Below are 18,292 nucleotides of genomic sequence, written 5' to 3'. Positions count from 1 at the left end.
AATCAAAAGGTTAAGAAATATTAACGGCTACCGCTTTGGTGGTATTTGATCTAATACCCCCCCTCAGAGTCCCCCTTCGTCTTGATCGTTATCAATTCTCACCATCTTTCATAGCGTTACCTTCGCTGCAAATCAGCAATGTCGATTTAGAGAGCCACAGGCTCCACACAGGAGATACCCGATGAGCAAATTTTTGGACCGGTTTCGCTACTTCAAACAGAAGGGTGAAACTTTTGCCGATGGGCACGGCCAGGTTCTGGATACCAACCGGGACTGGGAAGACGGTTACCGTCAACGCTGGCAGCATGACAAAGTTGTCCGTTCTACCCACGGCGTAAACTGCACTGGCTCATGTAGCTGGAAGATTTTCGTTAAAAACGGTCTGGTGACCTGGGAAATGCAGCAGACCGATTATCCGCGTACCCGTCCGGATATGCCGAACCACGAGCCGCGTGGCTGCCCGCGTGGGGCCAGCTACTCCTGGTATCTCTACAGCGCAAACCGACTGAAATACCCGCTGATGCGTAAACGCCTGATGAAAATGTGGCGTGAAGCGAAAGTGCAGCACAGCGATCCGGTTGATGCCTGGGCCTCCATCATTGAAGATGCCGACAAAGCGAAAAGCTTCAAGCAGGCGCGTGGTCGCGGTGGTTTCGTTCGCTCTTCCTGGAAAGAGGTGAACGAGCTGATTGCGGCTTCCAACGTCTACACCGTGAAAACTTACGGTCCTGACCGTGTGGCAGGCTTCTCGCCAATTCCGGCGATGTCGATGGTCTCTTACGCCTCCGGCGCGCGCTACCTGTCACTCATCGGCGGTACCTGCCTGAGCTTCTACGACTGGTACTGCGACCTGCCGCCAGCGTCGCCACAGACCTGGGGCGAGCAGACCGACGTGCCGGAGTCCGCTGACTGGTACAACTCCAGCTACATCATCGCCTGGGGCTCTAACGTTCCGCAGACCCGTACCCCGGATGCGCACTTCTTTACTGAAGTACGTTACAAAGGGACCAAAACCGTTGCCGTGACCCCAGACTACGCCGAAATTGCCAAGCTGTGCGACCTGTGGCTGGCGCCGAAACAGGGTACCGATGCCGCCATGGCGCTGGCGATGGGCCACGTCATGCTGCGCGAATTCCACCTCGACAAGCCAAGCCAGTATTTCACTGATTACGTGCGTCGCTACACCGACATGCCAATGCTGGTGATGCTCGAAGAGCGTGACGGCTATTACGCCGCAGGCCGTATGCTGCGTGCCGCAGATCTGGTGGACGCGCTGGGTCAGGAAAACAACCCGGAGTGGAAAACGGTCGCCTGCAACAGCAACGGCGAGCTGGTGGCGCCAAACGGCTCTATCGGCTTCCGCTGGGGCGAAAAAGGCAAATGGAACCTGGAGCAGCGTAACGGCACCACGGGTGAAGAGACGGAACTTCGTCTCAGCATGCTGGGCAGCCAGGATGAGATCGCCGATGTCGGCTTCCCGTACTTTGGTAATGAAGGTTCCGAGCACTTCAACAAGGTTGAGCTGCAAAACGTTCTGATGCACAAACTGCCGGTTAAGCGCCTGCAACTGGCGGACGGTTCTACTGCTCTGGTCACTACCGTCTACGATCTGACCATGGCGAACTACGGCCTGGAGCGCGGCCTGAACGATGAAAACTGCGCGACCAGCTATGATGACGTGAAGGCTTATACCCCGGCCTGGGCGGAGCAGATCACCGGCGTGCCACGCGCGCAGATCACCCGTATCGCGCGTGAATTTGCGGAAAACGCCGACAAAACCCACGGTCGCTCCATGATCATCGTCGGTGCCGGTCTGAACCACTGGTATCACCTCGATATGAACTATCGCGGCCTGATCAACATGCTGATCTTCTGCGGCTGCGTCGGGCAGAGCGGCGGCGGCTGGGCGCACTACGTGGGCCAGGAAAAACTGCGTCCGCAGACCGGCTGGCAGCCGCTGGCGTTTGCCCTTGACTGGCAGCGTCCGGCACGCCACATGAACAGCACCTCCTACTTCTATAACCACTCCAGCCAGTGGCGCTACGAGACGGTTACCGCCCAGGAACTGCTGTCGCCGATGGCGGATAAATCCCGCTACAGCGGCCACCTGATTGACTTCAACGTGCGCGCTGAGCGTATGGGCTGGCTGCCGTCTGCGCCGCAGCTGGGCACGAACCCGCTGCGCATTGCGGAAGCGGCGAAGAAAGCGGGCATGTCACCGGTTGACTACACCGTTAAATCCCTCAAAGACGGCTCAATCCGCTTCGCGGCAGAACAGCCGGAGAACGGTAAAAACCATCCGCGTAACCTGTTCATCTGGCGCTCTAACCTGCTGGGTTCGTCCGGTAAAGGCCATGAATACATGCTGAAATACCTGCTCGGTACCGAAAACGGTATTCAGGGTAAAGATCTCGGCAAGCAGGGCGGCGTGAAGCCAGAAGAAGTTGAATGGAAAGACAACGGTCTGGACGGCAAGCTGGATCTGGTGGTAACGCTGGACTTCCGTCTGTCCAGTACCTGCCTGTACTCCGATATCGTGCTGCCTACCGCCACCTGGTACGAAAAAGACGACATGAATACGTCGGATATGCATCCGTTTATTCATCCGCTGTCTGCGGCCGTTGACCCGGCATGGGAATCAAAAAGCGACTGGGAAATCTACAAAGACATCGCGAAGAAATTCTCCGAAGTCTGTGTAGGGCACCTGGGCAAAGAGACCGACGTGGTGACGCTGCCAATCCAGCACGACTCCGCTGCCGAACTGGCGCAACCGCTGGACGTGAAGGACTGGAAAAAAGGCGAGTGCGACCTGATCCCAGGCGTAACCGCGCCGCACATTATTCCGGTTGAACGTGATTACCCGGCAACGTACGAGCGCTTTACCTCTATCGGCCCGCTGATGGAAAAAATCGGTAACGGCGGGAAAGGGATCGCCTGGAACACCCAGAGTGAAATGGACCTGCTGCGCAAGCTCAATTACACCAAAGCGGACGGCCCGGCGAAAGGCCAGCCGATGCTGAACACGGCGATTGATGCGGCGGAAATGATCCTGACCCTGGCCCCGGAAACCAACGGCCACGTGGCGGTGAAAGCCTGGGCGGCCCTGAGCGAGTTTACCGGTCGTGACCATACGCACCTGGCGAAGAATAAAGAGGAAGAGAAAATCCGCTTCCGCGATATTCAGGCCCAGCCGCGAAAGATTATCTCCAGCCCGACCTGGTCTGGCCTCGAAGATGAACATGTGTCCTATAACGCCGGATACACCAACGTTCACGAGTTGATCCCATGGCGCACGCTTTCTGGCCGTCAGTCTCTGTATCAGGACCACCAGTGGATGCGTGACTTCGGTGAAAGCCTGCTTGTGTACCGTCCGCCAATCGACACCCGCTCCGTGAAAGCGGTGATGGGTGCGAAATCAAACGGTAACCCTGAGAAGGCGCTGAACTTCCTGACGCCGCACCAGAAGTGGGGTATCCACTCCACCTATAGCGACAACCTGCTGATGCTGACCCTGTCGCGCGGGGGGCCAATCGTCTGGATGAGCGAAGCGGACGCCAAAGATCTGGGTATCGAAGATAACGACTGGATTGAAGTGTTCAACAGCAACGGTGCCCTGACGGCACGTGCGGTGGTGAGCCAGCGCGTACCGGCCGGGATGACCATGATGTACCACGCGCAGGAACGTATCGTTAACCTGCCGGGGTCTGAGATCACCGAACAGCGCGGCGGTATTCACAACTCCGTGACCCGTATTACGCCGAAGCCGACCCACATGATCGGTGGTTATGCCCAGCTGGCCTACGGCTTTAACTACTACGGCACCGTAGGATCGAACCGCGATGAGTTCGTGGTGGTACGTAAGATGAAGAATATTAACTGGTTAGATGGCGAAGGTAATGACCAGGTACAGGAGAGCGTAAAATGAAAATTCGTTCACAAGTCGGCATGGTGCTGAATCTGGATAAATGCATCGGCTGTCATACCTGCTCAGTCACCTGTAAAAACGTCTGGACCAGCCGTGAAGGTATGGAGTACGCCTGGTTCAACAACGTGGAAAGTAAGCCGGGCACCGGCTTCCCGACCGACTGGGAAAACCAGGAGAAATGGAAGGGGGGCTGGATCCGTAAAATCAACGGCAAACTGCAACCGCGCATGGGTAACCGTGCCATGCTGCTGGGTAAAATCTTCGCTAACCCGCATCTGCCGGGCATCGATGATTACTACGAGCCGTTTGATTACGACTATCAGAACCTGCACAACGCGCCGGAAAGCAAACACCAGCCGATCGCCCGTCCTCGCTCGCTGATCACCGGCCAGCGCATGGACAAAATTACCAGCGGTCCAAACTGGGAAGAGATTCTGGGCGGCGAGTTCGAAAAACGCGCCAAAGACCAGAACTTCGAGAACATGCAGAAGGCGATGTACGGCCAGTTCGAAAACACCTTCATGATGTACCTGCCGCGCCTGTGCGAACACTGCCTTAACCCGGCGTGCGTGGCGACCTGCCCAAGCGGCGCCATCTACAAGCGTGAAGAAGATGGCATTGTGCTGATCGACCAGGACAAGTGCCGCGGCTGGCGTATGTGCATCACCGGCTGCCCGTACAAAAAAATCTACTTCAACTGGAAGAGCGGTAAGTCTGAGAAGTGCATCTTCTGCTACCCGCGTATCGAAGCCGGTATGCCGACCGTCTGCTCAGAGAGCTGCGTAGGTCGTATCCGCTACCTCGGCGTGCTGCTGTACGACGCGGACGCGATTGAAAATGCCGCAAGCACCGAGAACGAGAAAGATCTGTATCAGCGTCAACTGGATGTCTTCCTCGATCCAAACGATCCGAAGGTTATTGAGCAGGCGCTTAAAGACGGTATTCCGCAGAGCGTGATTGACGCCGCACAGCAGTCTCCGGTGTACAAAATGGCGATGGACTGGAAGCTGGCCCTGCCGCTGCACCCGGAATACCGCACGCTGCCGATGGTCTGGTACGTGCCGCCGCTGTCTCCGATTCAGTCTGCGGCGGATGCGGGTGAACTGGGCAGCAACGGCATTCTGCCGGACGTGGAAAGCCTGCGCATCCCGGTTCAGTATCTGGCCAACCTGCTCACCGCCGGGGATACCCAGCCGGTACTGCTGGCGCTGAAACGTATGCTGGCGATGCGTCACTTCAAACGTGCGGAAACTGTTGACGGCGTGAACGATACCCGCGCGCTGGAAGAGGTTGGTCTGACCGAAGCGCAGGCGCAGGAGATGTACCGCTATCTGGCAATCGCTAACTACGAAGATCGTTTCGTGGTGCCGAGCAGCCACCGTGAACTGGCTCGCGAGGCCTTCCCGGAGAAAAGTGGGTGTGGCTTTACCTTTGGCGACGGTTGCCACGGGTCAGACAGCAAATTCAACCTGTTCAACAGCCGCCGCATCGACGCGATGGATGTGACCAGCAAAACGGAGCCGCACCAATGATTGAACTCGTCATTGTTTCGCGTCTGCTCGAGTACCCTGATGCTGCGCTTGTGCAGCATCAACAGGAACTCTTTGATGCACTCGCGTCATCTGAAAACCTGGATAAAGAGGATGCCCAGAAGCTGGGCGTTTTCCTCCGCGATCTGCTGGCGCGCGATCTTCTTGATGCGCAGGCGGACTACAGCCAGCTGTTTGACCGGGGTCGTGCCACGTCTCTGCTGTTGTTCGAACACGTTCACGGTGAATCCCGCGACCGTGGTCAGGCGATGGTGGATCTGATGGCCCAGTACGAGCAGCACGGTTTGCAACTCGACAGCCGCGAGCTGCCGGATCACCTGCCGCTGTATCTGGAATATCTGGCGCAGTTGCCGAAAGAGGAAGCGCTGGGCGGGTTGCAGGACATTGCTCCCATTCTGGCGTTGCTCGGCGCGCGTCTCCAGCAACGTGAGAGCAGCTATGCAGTCCTGTTTGATCTGCTGGTGAAACTGGCTAACGCCTCGGTTGACAGTCAAAAAGTGGCGGAAAAAATCGCGGATGAAGCCCGGGACGATACCCCACAAGCACTGGATGCCGTCTGGGAAGAAGAGCAGGTGAAATTCTTTGCTGACCAGAGCTGTGGCGAATCTGAAATCTCCGCGCATCAGCGTCGTTTTGCCGGAGCGGTGGCTCCGCAATATTTGAATATCTCTAACGGAGGACAGCACTAATGCACTTCCTGAATATGTTCTTCTTTGACATTTACCCGTATATCGCGGGCACCGTGTTCCTGGTGGGAAGCTGGCTGCGTTATGACTATGGCCAGTACACCTGGCGTGCTGCCTCCAGCCAGATGCTGGATCGTAAAGGGATGAACCTGGCGTCAAACCTGTTCCACATCGGGATTTTGGGGATTTTCGCCGGTCACTTCCTGGGGATGCTGACCCCGCACTGGATGTACGAAGCGTGGCTGCCGATTGACGTGAAGCAGAAGATGGCGATGCTCGCCGGTGGCGCCTGCGGCGTGATGACCCTGGTGGGTGGTCTGTTGCTGCTGAAACGCCGTCTGTTCAGCCCACGCGTGCGGGCTACCACGACCGGAGCGGACATCCTGATCCTCTCCCTGCTGATGGTGCAGTGTGCGCTTGGTCTGCTGACCATTCCATTCTCTGCGCAGCATATGGACGGCAGCGAGATGATGAAGCTGGTGGGATGGGCGCAGTCTGTCGTGACCTTCCGCGGGGGCGCCTCTGAGCATCTGGACGGCGTGGCGTTCATCTTCCGCGTTCACCTGGTGTTGGGTATGACCCTGTTTGTGCTGTTCCCGTTCTCTCGCCTGGTGCACATCTGGAGTGCGCCGGTGGAGTACCTGACGCGCAAATATCAGGTTGTGCGTGCTCGTCGCTGATTCGCTGTATTAATACAACCCCGCATATGCGGGGTTTTTTTTGTCCCCGATCCAGGGTTTCGTGCGGATGCCGGGTGGCGGTTGCGCCTTACCCGGCCACTATGCTCGAATCGAACCTTGGTCGAAGCTTCTTATCCGTCCCCGCATGGGAGAACCATGGGGCATTGTGCTTTTGGATAGTGCTAAAGAATCTGGAAGTGATGGTGGTGGGGGAAGGATTACTCAGCGCTTCGCGCTTCGCCCTTCGGGTCGTTGCCTGCGGCAACGCTTTCTCGCTACGCTCGAATCGAACCTTGGTCGAAGCTTCTCATCCTTCCCCGCACTGAAGAACCATGGGGCATTGTGCTTTGAGAGAGTGCTGTAGCATCTGGAAGTGATGGTGGTGGGGGAAGGATTCGAACCTTCGAAGTCGATGACGGCAGATTTACAGTCTGCTCCCTTTGGCCGCTCGGGAACCCCACCAGGGGTAATTCATATTTTGAGGTAAAGCTGGAGATGGTGGTGGGGGAAGGATTCGAACCTTCGAAGTCGATGACGGCAGATTTACAGTCTGCTCCCTTTGGCCGCTCGGGAACCCCACCACGGGGTAATGCTTTTAACTGGCCTGCTTCCTGTTGGAAGCGGGGCGCATCATATCAAATGAGACGCCCCTGTAAAGCATTCCTTTAGGAAAATGAAACTGTTTGCCTGCTTTTTATCCGCAAAGGCGTAAAGCTAATCAATTCATTTTCCGAGGGATTAAAGAATAATCGTTCTGTTGCCGTACACAAAGACGCGCTGGGCAAGTACCTGATACAGCGCACGGCTTAGTACGTTCTTCTCAACGTCACGGCCGGCACGCATCATATCTTCTGCCGTGTAGGTGTGATCCACGTGAATCACGTCCTGCATGATGATTGGGCCTTCATCCAGATTATCATTCACGTAGTGCGCGGTTGCGCCAATGATCTTCACCCCACGCTCGTATGCCTGGTGATACGGACGCGCGCCAATAAAGGCTGGCAGGAAGGAGTGGTGGATGTTGATAATCTTGTTCGGGAAGCGCGCCACGAAGGATGGCGTCAGCACGCGCATATATTTCGCCAGCACCACGTAGTCCGGGTTATGCGCTTCAATCGCAGCAGCCATCAGGTTGTCGTGCTCTTCACGGGTATGGCCTTCGTGACTGACCAGCTCAAACGGAATGTCGAAACGTTCTACCAGCGTACGCAGCGTCTCGTGGTTGCCAATGACGGCGGCAATTTCGACGTCCAGGCCACCGTAGTTGGCTTTCATCAGCAGATCGCCCAGGCAGTGCGCCTCTTTGGTGACCAGAATGACAATACGGCGACGGCCCGCCGGGTTCAGCTCGCGCACCGAGCCTTCCGGCAGGGCGCTGTCCAGATCGGCAAGCAGGGTTGTGTCGTTGAAAATGCCTTCCAGTTCGGTACGCATAAAGAAGCGACCGGTACGGTGGTCAACGAACTCGTTGTTCTGCACGATATTCAGTTCATGCTTGTAGCAAATGTTGGTAATTCGTGCGATCAGCCCTTTTTGATCGGGACAGATAGTGCGCAGAACTTTACGTTGTAATGATTGCATCGCCGGGAAATCCTGTTTATGTATTTGCGAAGTCTGAGTTGTCAGGCATTACTGCCGCAACACTTTTTAAATTTTTTTCCTGAACCACAGGGGCAGGGATCGTTACGACCGAATTGCGGACGTGTGCCGTCAATATAATACCATTGCCCGCTGTCCTTTAAGAACCGTGAGCGTTCAATGATGGCGCCGGGTTTGTTTTGTTCGCTAAAGCGGGCGACAAAACTGACATAGCCCTCGTTGGCATCGCGGCCGGGAGCGGCTTCAAAGACGGTGAGGCCCTGCCAGACGGTGTTGGCAAATCCGGCTTCAATCTCTTGGCGAAAATCGGCAGCATGGCAGGACGGATGCCAGGTTTTAATCAGGTAGTCTGCGTTTTTGATCACAAAAGCAGTATACCGCGAGCGCATAAGGTGTGACGGGTCTGGTGCAACCTGCTTGCCAGAAAGATATCGCTGGCAACATAGGCTATACTCCAGAGCGCTACCACAGGGGCAGAGTTGAGACACGATTCTCTTCCTGGAACAAAAAATAAGGCGTTAAACGCTTAAGGTAGCAATATGTTAACTGAGCAGGTGCGTTGACGCTATGTCGGGAATCCAGGGGAAGTAAAACAGGGCTAATGAGAAAGGTAAAAATTGGACTGGCGTTGGGCTCAGGTGCAGCCCGGGGTTGGTCACATATTGGCGTTATCAATACCTTAAACCAGATGGGGATTGACGTTGATATTGTCGCAGGATGTTCTATCGGGTCGCTGGTCGGATCCGCGTACGCCTGCGGTAAGCTCCCGGAGCTTGAAAGCTGGGTGCGCTCCTTCAGTTACTGGGATGTGCTGCGCCTGATGGATCTCTCCTGGCAGCGTGGCGGCCTGTTGCGCGGCGAACGCGTTTTCAATCAGTTTCGCAAGATAATGCCCCTCGCTGACTTCAGCCACTGCCAAATGCCTTTCGGGGCCGTTGCAACCAACCTCAGTACGGGCAGGGAGTTATGGCTCACCGAAGGGGATATTCATCTCGCCGTTCGTGCATCCTGTAGTATGCCTGGATTAATGGCGCCTGTGCCTCACAATGGCTACTGGCTCGTTGACGGTGGCGTAGTGAATCCTGTCCCTGTCTCTCTGACGCGCGCCATGGGGGCGGATATCGTCATTGCCGTGGATTTACAGCACGACGCTCACCTTATGCAGCAGGATTTGATGCCGGTTAATCTTCAGAGCGATGACACGGAAGAGGAGAAACTTGCCTGGCATGCTCGATTACGCGGCAGAATAGGGCGCCTGGCTGCCCGTCGCGCGGTGACCGCACCGAACGCCATTGAAATCATGACGACCTCTATTCAAATTCTTGAGAATCGCCTGAAGCGAAACCGTATGGCTGGCGATCCTCCGGATATTCTTATTCAACCCTATTGTCCACAAATCTCTACCCTTGATTTCCACCGGGCTGAGGCCGCCATAGCTGCGGGCTCGTTAGCCGTCGAAAAGAAAATAGATGAACTGTTGCCTTTTGTGCGTACAGCACGTTGAGCACTTTTTTGATTACTTCAGCAAAATCTGACAGGCGATAGTACCAATAGCATGCCACTATTGAGTAACTGTCAGCCAGGGGAGGAACCATGACACAGCCATTGGCCGGAAAACATATTTTGATAGTAGAAGACGAGCCCGTTTTCCGATCGCTACTGGATTCGTGGTTATCCTCACTGGGTGCAACCACGTCCCTTGCCGAAGATGGCGTCGAGGCACTGGAAAAAATGGCCAGCATGGCGCCGGATCTGATGATCTGCGATCTTGAGATGCCGCGCATGGACGGATTAATGCTGGTAGAAAACCTGCGTAATGAAGGTTATCAGACACCGATACTGGTGATCTCGGCCACCGAAAATATGGCGGATATTGCTAAGGCGTTGCGTTTAGGTGTGCAGGATATTCTGCTCAAACCGGTTAAAGATTTGAACCGTCTGCGTGAAACGGTGTTGGCCTGCCTGTATCCCAATATGTTTAATTCCCGGGTGGAAGAAGAAGAACGTCTTTTCCAGGACTGGGATGCTTTAGTCAGTAATCCTCTCGCGGCCGCGAAGCTGCTTCAGGAACTTCAGCCGCCGGTGCAGCAAAATATCTCTCATTGCAGAGTAAATTATCGCCAGCTGGTAGCGGCTGACCAGCCTGGACTGGTGCTGGATATTGCGCCGCTCTCGGATTCCGACCTCGCTTTTTATTGCCTGGATGTTACCCGAGCGGGAGATAACGGCGTTCTGGCGGCCTTATTACTCCGGGCGCTGTTTAATGGATTGCTACAGGAACAATTATCCCATCAGGGGCAACGACTTCCTGAGCTAGGCAGTTTACTAAAACAGGTCAACCAACTTTTTCGCCAGGCCAATTTACCGGGGCAGTTCCCGCTTCTGGTTGGCTATTATCACAGCGGGTTGAATAACCTTATTTTGGTGTCTGCGGGATTAAATGCCACACTGAATACTGGCGAACACCATATTCAGGTGAGTAACGGCGTGCCGTTGGGTACGCTGGGAAATACTTACCTTAATCAAATTAGCCATCGCTGCACCTCCTGGCAGTGCCAAATTTGGGGTGCCGGAGGGCGGTTACGCTTAATGTTGTCCACGGAGTAAGCAGTCAGATTTTATTTTTCAGATTGCTTTACCTGTGTTTTTGCTGGCAGTGCTACTATCGCTGCAAGTTTCATGCGTATTTGTCTTAATTGATCGGCAACGCGTTCTTTTCAGACCCGTATTAGTGGCTGAGACTGTATACTCAACGCGTTATTCAATGCATAAAAGTTCAAAACTTGAACAGTTCAGGAGAATTTCAATGGCTGCCCTTAATTCGAAAGTCAGAAAGGCCGTTATCCCGGTGGCGGGATTGGGTACCAGGATGTTGCCAGCGACGAAGGCAATCCCAAAAGAGATGCTGCCTCTGGTTGATAAGCCATTAATCCAGTATGTCGTGAATGAATGTATTGCAGCAGGTATCACCGAAATTGTGCTGGTGACGCATTCATCTAAAAACTCTATCGAAAACCATTTCGATACCAGTTTCGAACTCGAAGCAATGCTGGAAAAACGCGTTAAGCGCCAGCTGCTGGAGGAAGTGCAGTCTATTTGTCCTCCACACGTTACCATTATGCAGGTTCGTCAGGGCCTGGCGAAGGGCCTGGGGCATGCAGTATTGTGCGCACATCCTGTAGTGGGTGATGAGCCGGTCGCGGTTATTCTGCCTGATGTGATCCTTGATGAGTACGAGTCCGATCTTTCCCAGGAAAACCTGGCGGAAATGATTAAACGCTTCGACGAAACCGGCAGCAGCCAGATTATGGTTGAGCCAGTCGACGACGTGACCGCTTACGGCGTGGTTGACTGCAAAGGTGTTGACCTGCAACCTGGCGAAAGCGTACCGATGGTTGGCGTTGTTGAAAAACCTAAAGCGGACGTCGCGCCGTCTAACCTTGCTGTCGTTGGTCGTTACGTACTGAGCGCTGAAATTTGGGCGCTGCTGGCGAAAACGCCTCCGGGTGCGGGCGATGAAATCCAGCTGACGGATGCTATCGATATGCTGATCGAGAAAGAGACCGTGGAAGCCTACCATATGAAAGGTAAGAGCCATGACTGCGGGAATAAGCTCGGTTATATGCAGGCATTCGTCGAATATGGTATTCGCCATAACAGCCTGGGTGAAGAATTTAAAGCCTGGCTCAAAGGTAGCGTGGGTATAAAGTAATAAACTCACCAGCCTGTGAACAAGACCGGTGTGGCGTCGCCCACCGGTTTTTTTATGCCTGTCACTCTGTAATTGGCGGGGGATTGTCAAGGACGTTAAATACGGAGCCTCACAATATGACAGAATGTAAGGAGATGTTCGGGCGAATATTACAGGCATAAAAAATCCCGCATTAAGCGGGATTTTTCAGAATCTTTCCAGATTAATCCTTGATCAGGAAGTCATCCAGTTGTTTACCTTGTTCGTCCATTGCTTTCTTGATTACAGCAGGAGTACGGCCCTGGCCGGTCCAGGTTTTCTCTTCGCCGTTCTCATCGATGTAGCTATATTTAGCAGGACGTGCCGCGCGTTTTGCTTTGGTACCGGTTTTAGCCGCAGCCATGCTGTTCAGCAATTCGTTTGGATCGATACCATCGGCAATCAGCATTTCGCGATACTGTTGCAGTTTACGTGTACGTTCTTCGATTTCAGCCGCAGCTGCGCTTTCTTCTTCACGACGTTCGTTAACTACAACTTCTAATTTTTCGAGCATTTCTTCAAGCGTCTCAAGGGTACATTCTCTTGCCTGCGCACGAAGAGTACGGATGTTGTTCAGAATTTTAAGTGCTTCGCTCATTGTAGTAATCTCAAACTTATAATGGGGGTGGGTTTGTTGTCCTAATAATAGAGCCTTAATTTCACTTGTGCAATAGGTGGGAATGTAAGGAATTCAAAAAATACAAAATAAACGACGCTATTATTAATTACGCTAACTTAAATTTCATTGTTTGTTGGGGCTGCGAGATATCGTTTCAAACGGCAAAAGCGCGTCATTTGCATGTTTGTTTTGTGACTTTTACCTCAGGAATTATAGTTGCGGTTGATAAATATCAGCCTTTTGTATTACCCCGTGTAAACGCAGCGAAGCCAGGAATAGTTAATAAATAGTGAATTTTAATGAACGAAGAAGACACTATAAAAAGAAGTGTTATCTCTGGTTGCGGTCTCACCTTATTGTCAGTGTTTAATGCCTTTACTGCCTGTTTTAACGCATTATTTTGCGCTACTCGCGAAGGATTTACGGGTGCATGGCAGGCTGGAGTGTGCTGCTCGCCGCTGATGACGGTACAAAATATGGTACAATGATCCATCGGGAATATTTCACATTGATTAGGGTTCTTCGGCCAATGGCACAACTTTATTTCTACTATTCGGCAATGAATGCAGGGAAATCGACGGCGTTACTGCAATCCTCATACAATTATCAGGAGCGGGGGATGCGTACCGTTGTTTATACCGCCGAAATCGACGATCGCTTTGGGGCAGGGAAGGTAAGCTCAAGAATAGGGCTTTCATCGCCTGCAAGGCTGTTTAACCCTGAAACGGACCTGCTGGAGGACATTCGTGTCGAGCATGCCTCTAAGCCTGTCCATTGCGTGCTGGTAGATGAAAGCCAGTTCCTGACCCGTGAGCAGGTCCATGCGCTTTCAGAGGTCGTTGATGAGCTGGATATTCCCGTTCTTTGCTATGGATTACGTACCGATTTTCGTGGGGAGTTATTTGCCGGCAGCCAGTATCTGCTCGCCTGGTCGGATAAGCTGGTTGAGCTGAAAACAATCTGCTTTTGTGGCCGCAAGGCAAGTATGGTTCTTCGCCTGGACCAGTCGGGTAAACCCTATGCTGATGGCGAGCAGGTGGTGATAGGAGGCAATGAACGTTATGTCTCGGTCTGCCGCAAGCATTATAAAGAGGCGCTGGCTGTAGGCTCGCTGACGGCGTTACAGGGCGACAATCGAAAATAACATGAATGTTTTACCGATCCTCAGATATAAAAAAACCCGCCGCTGGCGGGTTTTTTATCACACTGTCAACTAAGCGTTTTTCTTCGCTTTCTTTTCAGCCTTTACAACTGCGGGGATTTCAACTTTTACGGCTGCGACATCGCTTTCAGTGAAGTTACGACCGTAATAAGTATCCAGCAGGATCTGTTTCAGTTCGGAAATCAGTGGGTAGCGCGGGTTAGCACCAGTACACTGGTCATCGAATGCATCTTCAGACAGCTTATCTACGTGAGCGAGGAAGTCAGCTTCCTGAACGCCTGCTTCGCGGATAGATTTAGGAATACCCAGTTCCGCCTTAAGACTTTCCAGCCATGCCAGCAGTTTTTCGATCTTCGCGGCAGTACGGTCGCCCGGTGCGCTCAGACCCAGGTGATCTGCGATTTCAGCATAACGACGGCGCGCCTGTGGACGGTCATACTGGCTGAATGCAGTTTGCTTGGTTGGGTTATCGTTGGCGTTATAGCGGATAACGTTGCTGATCAACAGGGCGTTCGCCAGACCGTGAGGAATGTGGAACTGTGAACCCAGCTTGTGCGCCATGGAGTGACAGACACCCAGGAAGGCGTTAGCAAACGCAATGCCCGCGATGGTGGCCGCACTGTGTACACGTTCACGCGCAACAGGGTTTTTCGAACCTTCGTTGTAAGAAGCTGGCAGGTTTTCTTTCAGCAGTTTCAGCGCCTGCAACGCCTGACCGTCAGAGAACTCAGAAGCCAGTACGGACACGTAAGCTTCCAGAGCGTGAGTGACCGCATCCAGACCACCGAACGCACACAGTGATTTCGGCATTTCCATGACCAGGTTGGCGTCAACGATAGCCATATCTGGCGTCAGTGCGTAGTCAGCCAGCGGGTATTTCTGACCGGTTGCGTCATCAGTCACAACGGCAAATGGCGTCACTTCTGAACCAGTACCGGAAGTGGTGGTGACGGCGATCATTTTCGCTTTCACGCCCATTTTCGGGAACTTGTAGATACGTTTACGGATATCCATAAAGCGCAGCGCCAGTTCTTCGAAGTGAGTTTCCGGATGCTCGTACATCACCCACATAATTTTCGCAGCGTCCATTGGGGAACCGCCACCCAGTGCGATGATCACATCAGGTTTGAAGGAGTTCGCCAGTTCAGCGCCTTTACGTACAACGCTCAGGGTTGGGTCAGCTTCAACTTCAAAGAAGACTTCAGTTTCGACGCCAGCCGCTTTCAGAACAGAGGTGATCTGGTCTGCATAGCCATTGTTGAACAGGAAACGGTCAGTCACGATGAGCGCACGTTTGTGGCCATCAGTAATCACTTCATCCAGCGCGATTGGCAGAGAGCCGCGGCGGAAGTAGATAGATTTCGGAAGTTTGTGCCACAACATGTTTTCAGCTCGCTTAGCAACGGTTTTCTTGTTGATCAGGTGTTTTGGACCAACGTTTTCAGAGATGGAGTTACCACCCCAGGAACCACAACCCAGAGTCAGGGAAGGTGCGAGTTTGAAGTTGTACAGATCACCGATACCACCCTGAGAAGCAGGGGTGTTGATCAGGATACGTGCCGTCTTCATCTTCTGACCGAAGTAAGCAACACGCTCAGGCTGGTTATCCTGATCGGTGTACAGGCAAGAGGTGTGGCCGATACCGCCCATTGCCACCAGTTTCTCTGCTTTTTCTACCGCGTCATCAAAATCTTTCGCACGGTACATTGCCAGCGTTGGGGAGAGTTTCTCGTGAGCAAACGGCTCACTTTCATCAACGACTTTCACTTCACCAATCAGAATCTTGGTGGTAGCAGGAACGCTAAAGCCAGCGAGTTCAGCAATTTTATACGCTGGCTGACCTACGATAGCCGCGTTCAGCGCACCATTTTTCAGAATCACGTCCTGAACGGCTTTCAGTTCTTTACCTTGCAACAGGTAGCCGCCGTGGCTGGCGAAACGTTCACGAACGGCGTCGTATACCGAATCAACCACGACAACAGACTGTTCAGATGCACAGATAACGCCGTTATCGAAGGTTTTAGACATCAGCACAGAAGCAACTGCACGCTTGATATCTGCCGTTTCGTCGATCACAACAGGAGTATTACCTGCGCCTACGCCGATGGCTGGTTTACCGGAGCTGTATGCTGCTTTAACCATACCAGGACCACCGGTCGCCAGAATCAAGTTAATGTCCGGGTGATGCATCAGAGCGTTGGACAGTTCAACAGAAGGTTGGTCGATCCAGCCGATGAGATCTTTTGGCGCACCCGCAGCAATGGCTGCCTGAAGCACGATATCTGCTGCTTTGTTGGTGGCGTCCTTCGCACGTGGATGCGGAGAGAAAATGATTGCGTTACGTGTCTTCAGACTGATGAGAGATTTGAAGATGGCGGTAGAGGTTGGGTTAGTGGTTGGAACGATACCGCAAATGATGCCGATCGGTTCTGCGATGGTGATGGTGCCGAAAGTATCGTCTTCTGACAGCACACCGCAGGTTTTCTCATCTTTATAGGCGTTGTAGATATACTCTGAAGCAAAGTGGTTTTTGATCACTTTATCTTCAACGATACCCATGCCGGATTCGGCAACGGCCATTTTAGCGAGAGGGATTCGAGCATCAGCAGCAGCCAGAGCGGCCGCGCGGAAGATTTTATCAACCTGTTCTTGGGTGAAATTGGCATATTCACGCTGGGCTTTTTTTACGCGCTCGACGAGGGCGTTCAGTTCAGCGATATTGGTAACAGCCATAATGCTCTCCTGATAATGTTTAAACTCTTTTAGTAAACCAGCGCTCGATACGTCTGACAGTATAGTCAGAGCCGATCCCACTTGCGTAACACACAGTAAAACAAAGGATTACTCACTGCTCCAGCTCACTAATTTACTAAAAGAGCCTTACCTTAGCATCATACCTTTTTGATAGGTGATCTCCCTGGCGGCGTAACCAAGATTACTCACTTCTGAGTACGAAAATTATGATCGAGATCAATTTTGTCCTAAGCTGATACCTTTCAGCAGGGTTATTTTGTGCTAATTATTCTACTGTTAAATAATTAAGTAACTATTGGAAGCGGCGATATCATTGATTACACAAATGTTTAACATCATGAATTGATAACGTTTAAGAACAGATTTCTGGTGAAGTGTGCGGCTAAAAAGCGTATCTTCAGCGCGGATTTATCATGACACGCAGTTTCTCCCCGGACATGCTCAATTGCGGAGCTTAATGTGATTCAAACGCTCTTTGATTTCCCTACATATTTCAAGTTTTTTATCGGCTTGTTTGCTCTGGTTAACCCGGTAGGGATCATCCCTGTCTTCATCAGTATGACCAGCTATCAGACGGCTGCGGCACGAAATAAAACCAACCTGACGGCAAACCTGTCGGTGGCGATCATCCTACTTACGTCTCTTTATCTCGGGGACGCCATTCTTCAGGTCTTCGGCATCTCGATTGATTCGTTCCGTATAGCAGGCGGGATCCTGGTGGTGACGATTGCCATGTCGATGATCAGCGGCAAGCTGGGGGAGGATAAACAGAACAAGCAGGAAAAATCAGAGACAGCAATCCGCGAGAGCATTGGGGTTGTGCCACTGGCGCTGCCGCTGATGGCGGGCCCGGGGGCGATCAGTTCCACCATTGTCTGGGGAACGCGCTACCACAGCCTGATGCACCTGATTGGCTTTTCCGTCGCCATTGCGCTGTTCGCGCTGTGCTGCTGGGGCGTATTTCGTATGGCGCCATGGCTGGTTCGCTTGCTGGGACAAACGGGCATCAACGTGATTACCCGTATCATGGGTCTGTTGTTAATGGCGTTGGGCATCGAATTTATCGTTACCGGTATAAAAAGTATTTTCCCCGGGTTAGTACACTGACTTTCATTTGAAAGAGCGGAGCCAGCGGCTCCGTTTTTTTTACGTGATTATCTGCAAATCATATAAATAAAGTTGAAATAGGCGCCAGTCATAATAAGTTCTACTAATAACCCTCTTTTGTTGTTTTTCAAGAGGTTGTTTATTTTCATTTCCCCTTGCCGCGCATAAATCCCTCAAACCCTCTGTTATTTTACTCACATGATACTCTGGGGCTTGCTGACAGATAACCGAAATGATATTAGTAATTTCGATGCTGACTCAGACGAATGTGCTAAATAATAATCAATTGTTAAATTATCGTGAAAATTCGTTCAACTAAGCCATGTCGTCGCGTTTGGAGCAACAAAATTTCTTATCTGTATGAATTATATCTCTTTTTGTTGATTTCGGCGTAAGCCAGGGTTAGCGCCTTAGTTATGCCAGCCATCGTAAAAGAGAAATGCTTAACAAATTTGCAAAATGTATTGGCGAGAGTTGGCA

The 18,292-nt window shown here is 52.5% G+C and carries 13 protein-coding genes, 2 tRNA genes and 1 other RNA gene; 9 read left to right on the top strand and 7 right to left on the bottom strand.

Annotated features, from left to right (window positions below; all coding sequences use genetic code 11):
- The first annotated feature begins 181 nt into the window (after nt 1-181).
- The 4 genes from ACOTX4_RS12530 to narI are packed head-to-tail and all read left to right on the top strand — an operon-like array spanning nt 182 to nt 6,841.
- Nucleotides 182-3,925, top strand: a complete 3,744-nt coding sequence (locus tag ACOTX4_RS12530; protein WP_022651367.1) for a nitrate reductase subunit alpha — start codon at nt 182-184, stop codon at nt 3,923-3,925.
- The gene (gene narH / locus ACOTX4_RS12525) at nt 3,922-5,457 is read left to right on the top strand and encodes a nitrate reductase subunit beta (RefSeq protein WP_017384243.1); all 1,536 of its coding nucleotides are present in this window, start codon (nt 3,922-3,924) and stop codon (nt 5,455-5,457) included. Before ACOTX4_RS12530 ends, narH begins: the two co-directional genes overlap by 4 nt.
- Entirely contained in the window at nt 5,454-6,164 is a 711-nt protein-coding gene (gene narJ, locus ACOTX4_RS12520; RefSeq protein ID WP_022651366.1) for a nitrate reductase molybdenum cofactor assembly chaperone, read from the top strand. The genes narH and narJ overlap by 4 nt, the downstream gene beginning before the upstream one ends.
- The gene (gene narI, locus ACOTX4_RS12515) at nt 6,164-6,841 is read left to right on the top strand and encodes a respiratory nitrate reductase subunit gamma (RefSeq protein WP_003856712.1); all 678 of its coding nucleotides are present in this window, start codon (nt 6,164-6,166) and stop codon (nt 6,839-6,841) included. Before narJ ends, narI begins: the two co-directional genes overlap by 1 nt.
- Before the next feature lie 201 nt (nt 6,842-7,042).
- Here the strand turns inward: narI and ACOTX4_RS12510 are convergent.
- The 5 genes from ACOTX4_RS12510 to ACOTX4_RS12490 form a co-directional block, all read right to left on the bottom strand.
- Nucleotides 7,043-7,173: non-coding RNA, RtT sRNA (locus tag ACOTX4_RS12510), on the bottom strand.
- 45 nt (nt 7,174-7,218) lie between these two features.
- A tRNA-Tyr gene (locus ACOTX4_RS12505) sits at nt 7,219-7,303 on the bottom strand.
- Between the two features lie 34 nt (nt 7,304-7,337).
- Nucleotides 7,338-7,422 (bottom strand) — tRNA-Tyr (locus ACOTX4_RS12500).
- 157 nt (nt 7,423-7,579) lie between these two features.
- On the bottom strand, nt 7,580-8,422 hold the full coding sequence (gene purU, locus ACOTX4_RS12495; RefSeq protein ID WP_003856715.1) for a formyltetrahydrofolate deformylase: 843 nt from the start codon (nt 8,420-8,422) through the stop codon (nt 7,580-7,582).
- A 41-nt stretch (nt 8,423-8,463) separates the two neighbouring features.
- On the bottom strand, nt 8,464-8,928 hold the full coding sequence (locus tag ACOTX4_RS12490) for a YchJ family protein (RefSeq protein WP_045333133.1): 465 nt from the start codon (nt 8,926-8,928) through the stop codon (nt 8,464-8,466).
- A gap of 113 nt (nt 8,929-9,041) precedes the next feature.
- On the opposite strand from ACOTX4_RS12490, the gene rssA reads away from it, so the two are divergent.
- The 3 genes from rssA (at nt 9,042) to galU (ending at nt 12,152) form a co-directional block, all read left to right on the top strand.
- Nucleotides 9,042-9,944, top strand: a complete 903-nt coding sequence (gene rssA / locus ACOTX4_RS12485) for a patatin-like phospholipase RssA (RefSeq protein ID WP_045333132.1) — start codon at nt 9,042-9,044, stop codon at nt 9,942-9,944.
- 89 nt (nt 9,945-10,033) lie between these two features.
- Complete coding sequence (gene rssB / locus ACOTX4_RS12480; RefSeq protein ID WP_003856721.1) at nt 10,034-11,047, top strand: two-component system response regulator RssB; 1,014 nt, start codon at nt 10,034-10,036, stop codon at nt 11,045-11,047.
- A 199-nt stretch (nt 11,048-11,246) separates the two neighbouring features.
- Nucleotides 11,247-12,152 carry a UTP--glucose-1-phosphate uridylyltransferase GalU gene (galU, locus tag ACOTX4_RS12475; protein ID WP_003856723.1) on the top strand — a complete coding sequence of 302 codons (906 nt, stop codon included), beginning with the start codon at nt 11,247-11,249 and terminating at the stop codon, nt 12,150-12,152.
- 202 nt (nt 12,153-12,354) lie between these two features.
- Here galU and hns read toward each other — a convergent pair whose 3' ends face one another.
- Complete coding sequence (hns, locus tag ACOTX4_RS12470; protein ID WP_003856724.1) at nt 12,355-12,768, bottom strand: histone-like nucleoid-structuring protein H-NS; 414 nt, start codon at nt 12,766-12,768, stop codon at nt 12,355-12,357.
- Nucleotides 12,769-13,318: 550 nt separating this feature from the next.
- Here hns and tdk point away from each other — a divergent pair.
- Complete coding sequence (tdk, locus tag ACOTX4_RS12465; protein WP_032634550.1) at nt 13,319-13,933, top strand: thymidine kinase; 615 nt, start codon at nt 13,319-13,321, stop codon at nt 13,931-13,933.
- A 69-nt stretch (nt 13,934-14,002) separates the two neighbouring features.
- On the opposite strand, the gene adhE is transcribed toward tdk, so the two are convergent.
- Complete coding sequence (gene adhE, locus ACOTX4_RS12460) at nt 14,003-16,684, bottom strand: bifunctional acetaldehyde-CoA/alcohol dehydrogenase (protein ID WP_022651362.1); 2,682 nt, start codon at nt 16,682-16,684, stop codon at nt 14,003-14,005.
- Nucleotides 16,685-17,164: 480 nt separating this feature from the next.
- On the opposite strand from adhE, the gene ACOTX4_RS12455 reads away from it, so the two are divergent.
- Nucleotides 17,165-17,812, top strand: a complete 648-nt coding sequence (locus ACOTX4_RS12455; protein ID WP_017384236.1) for a YchE family NAAT transporter — start codon at nt 17,165-17,167, stop codon at nt 17,810-17,812.
- Nucleotides 17,813-18,292 lie beyond the last annotated feature (480 nt).

This window comes from Enterobacter cloacae complex sp. IR5459 (assembly GCF_049238005.1).
Lineage (GTDB): Bacteria > Pseudomonadota > Gammaproteobacteria > Enterobacterales > Enterobacteriaceae > Enterobacter > Enterobacter hormaechei_C.
This window is presented reverse-complemented; position numbering and strand designations above follow the sequence as displayed.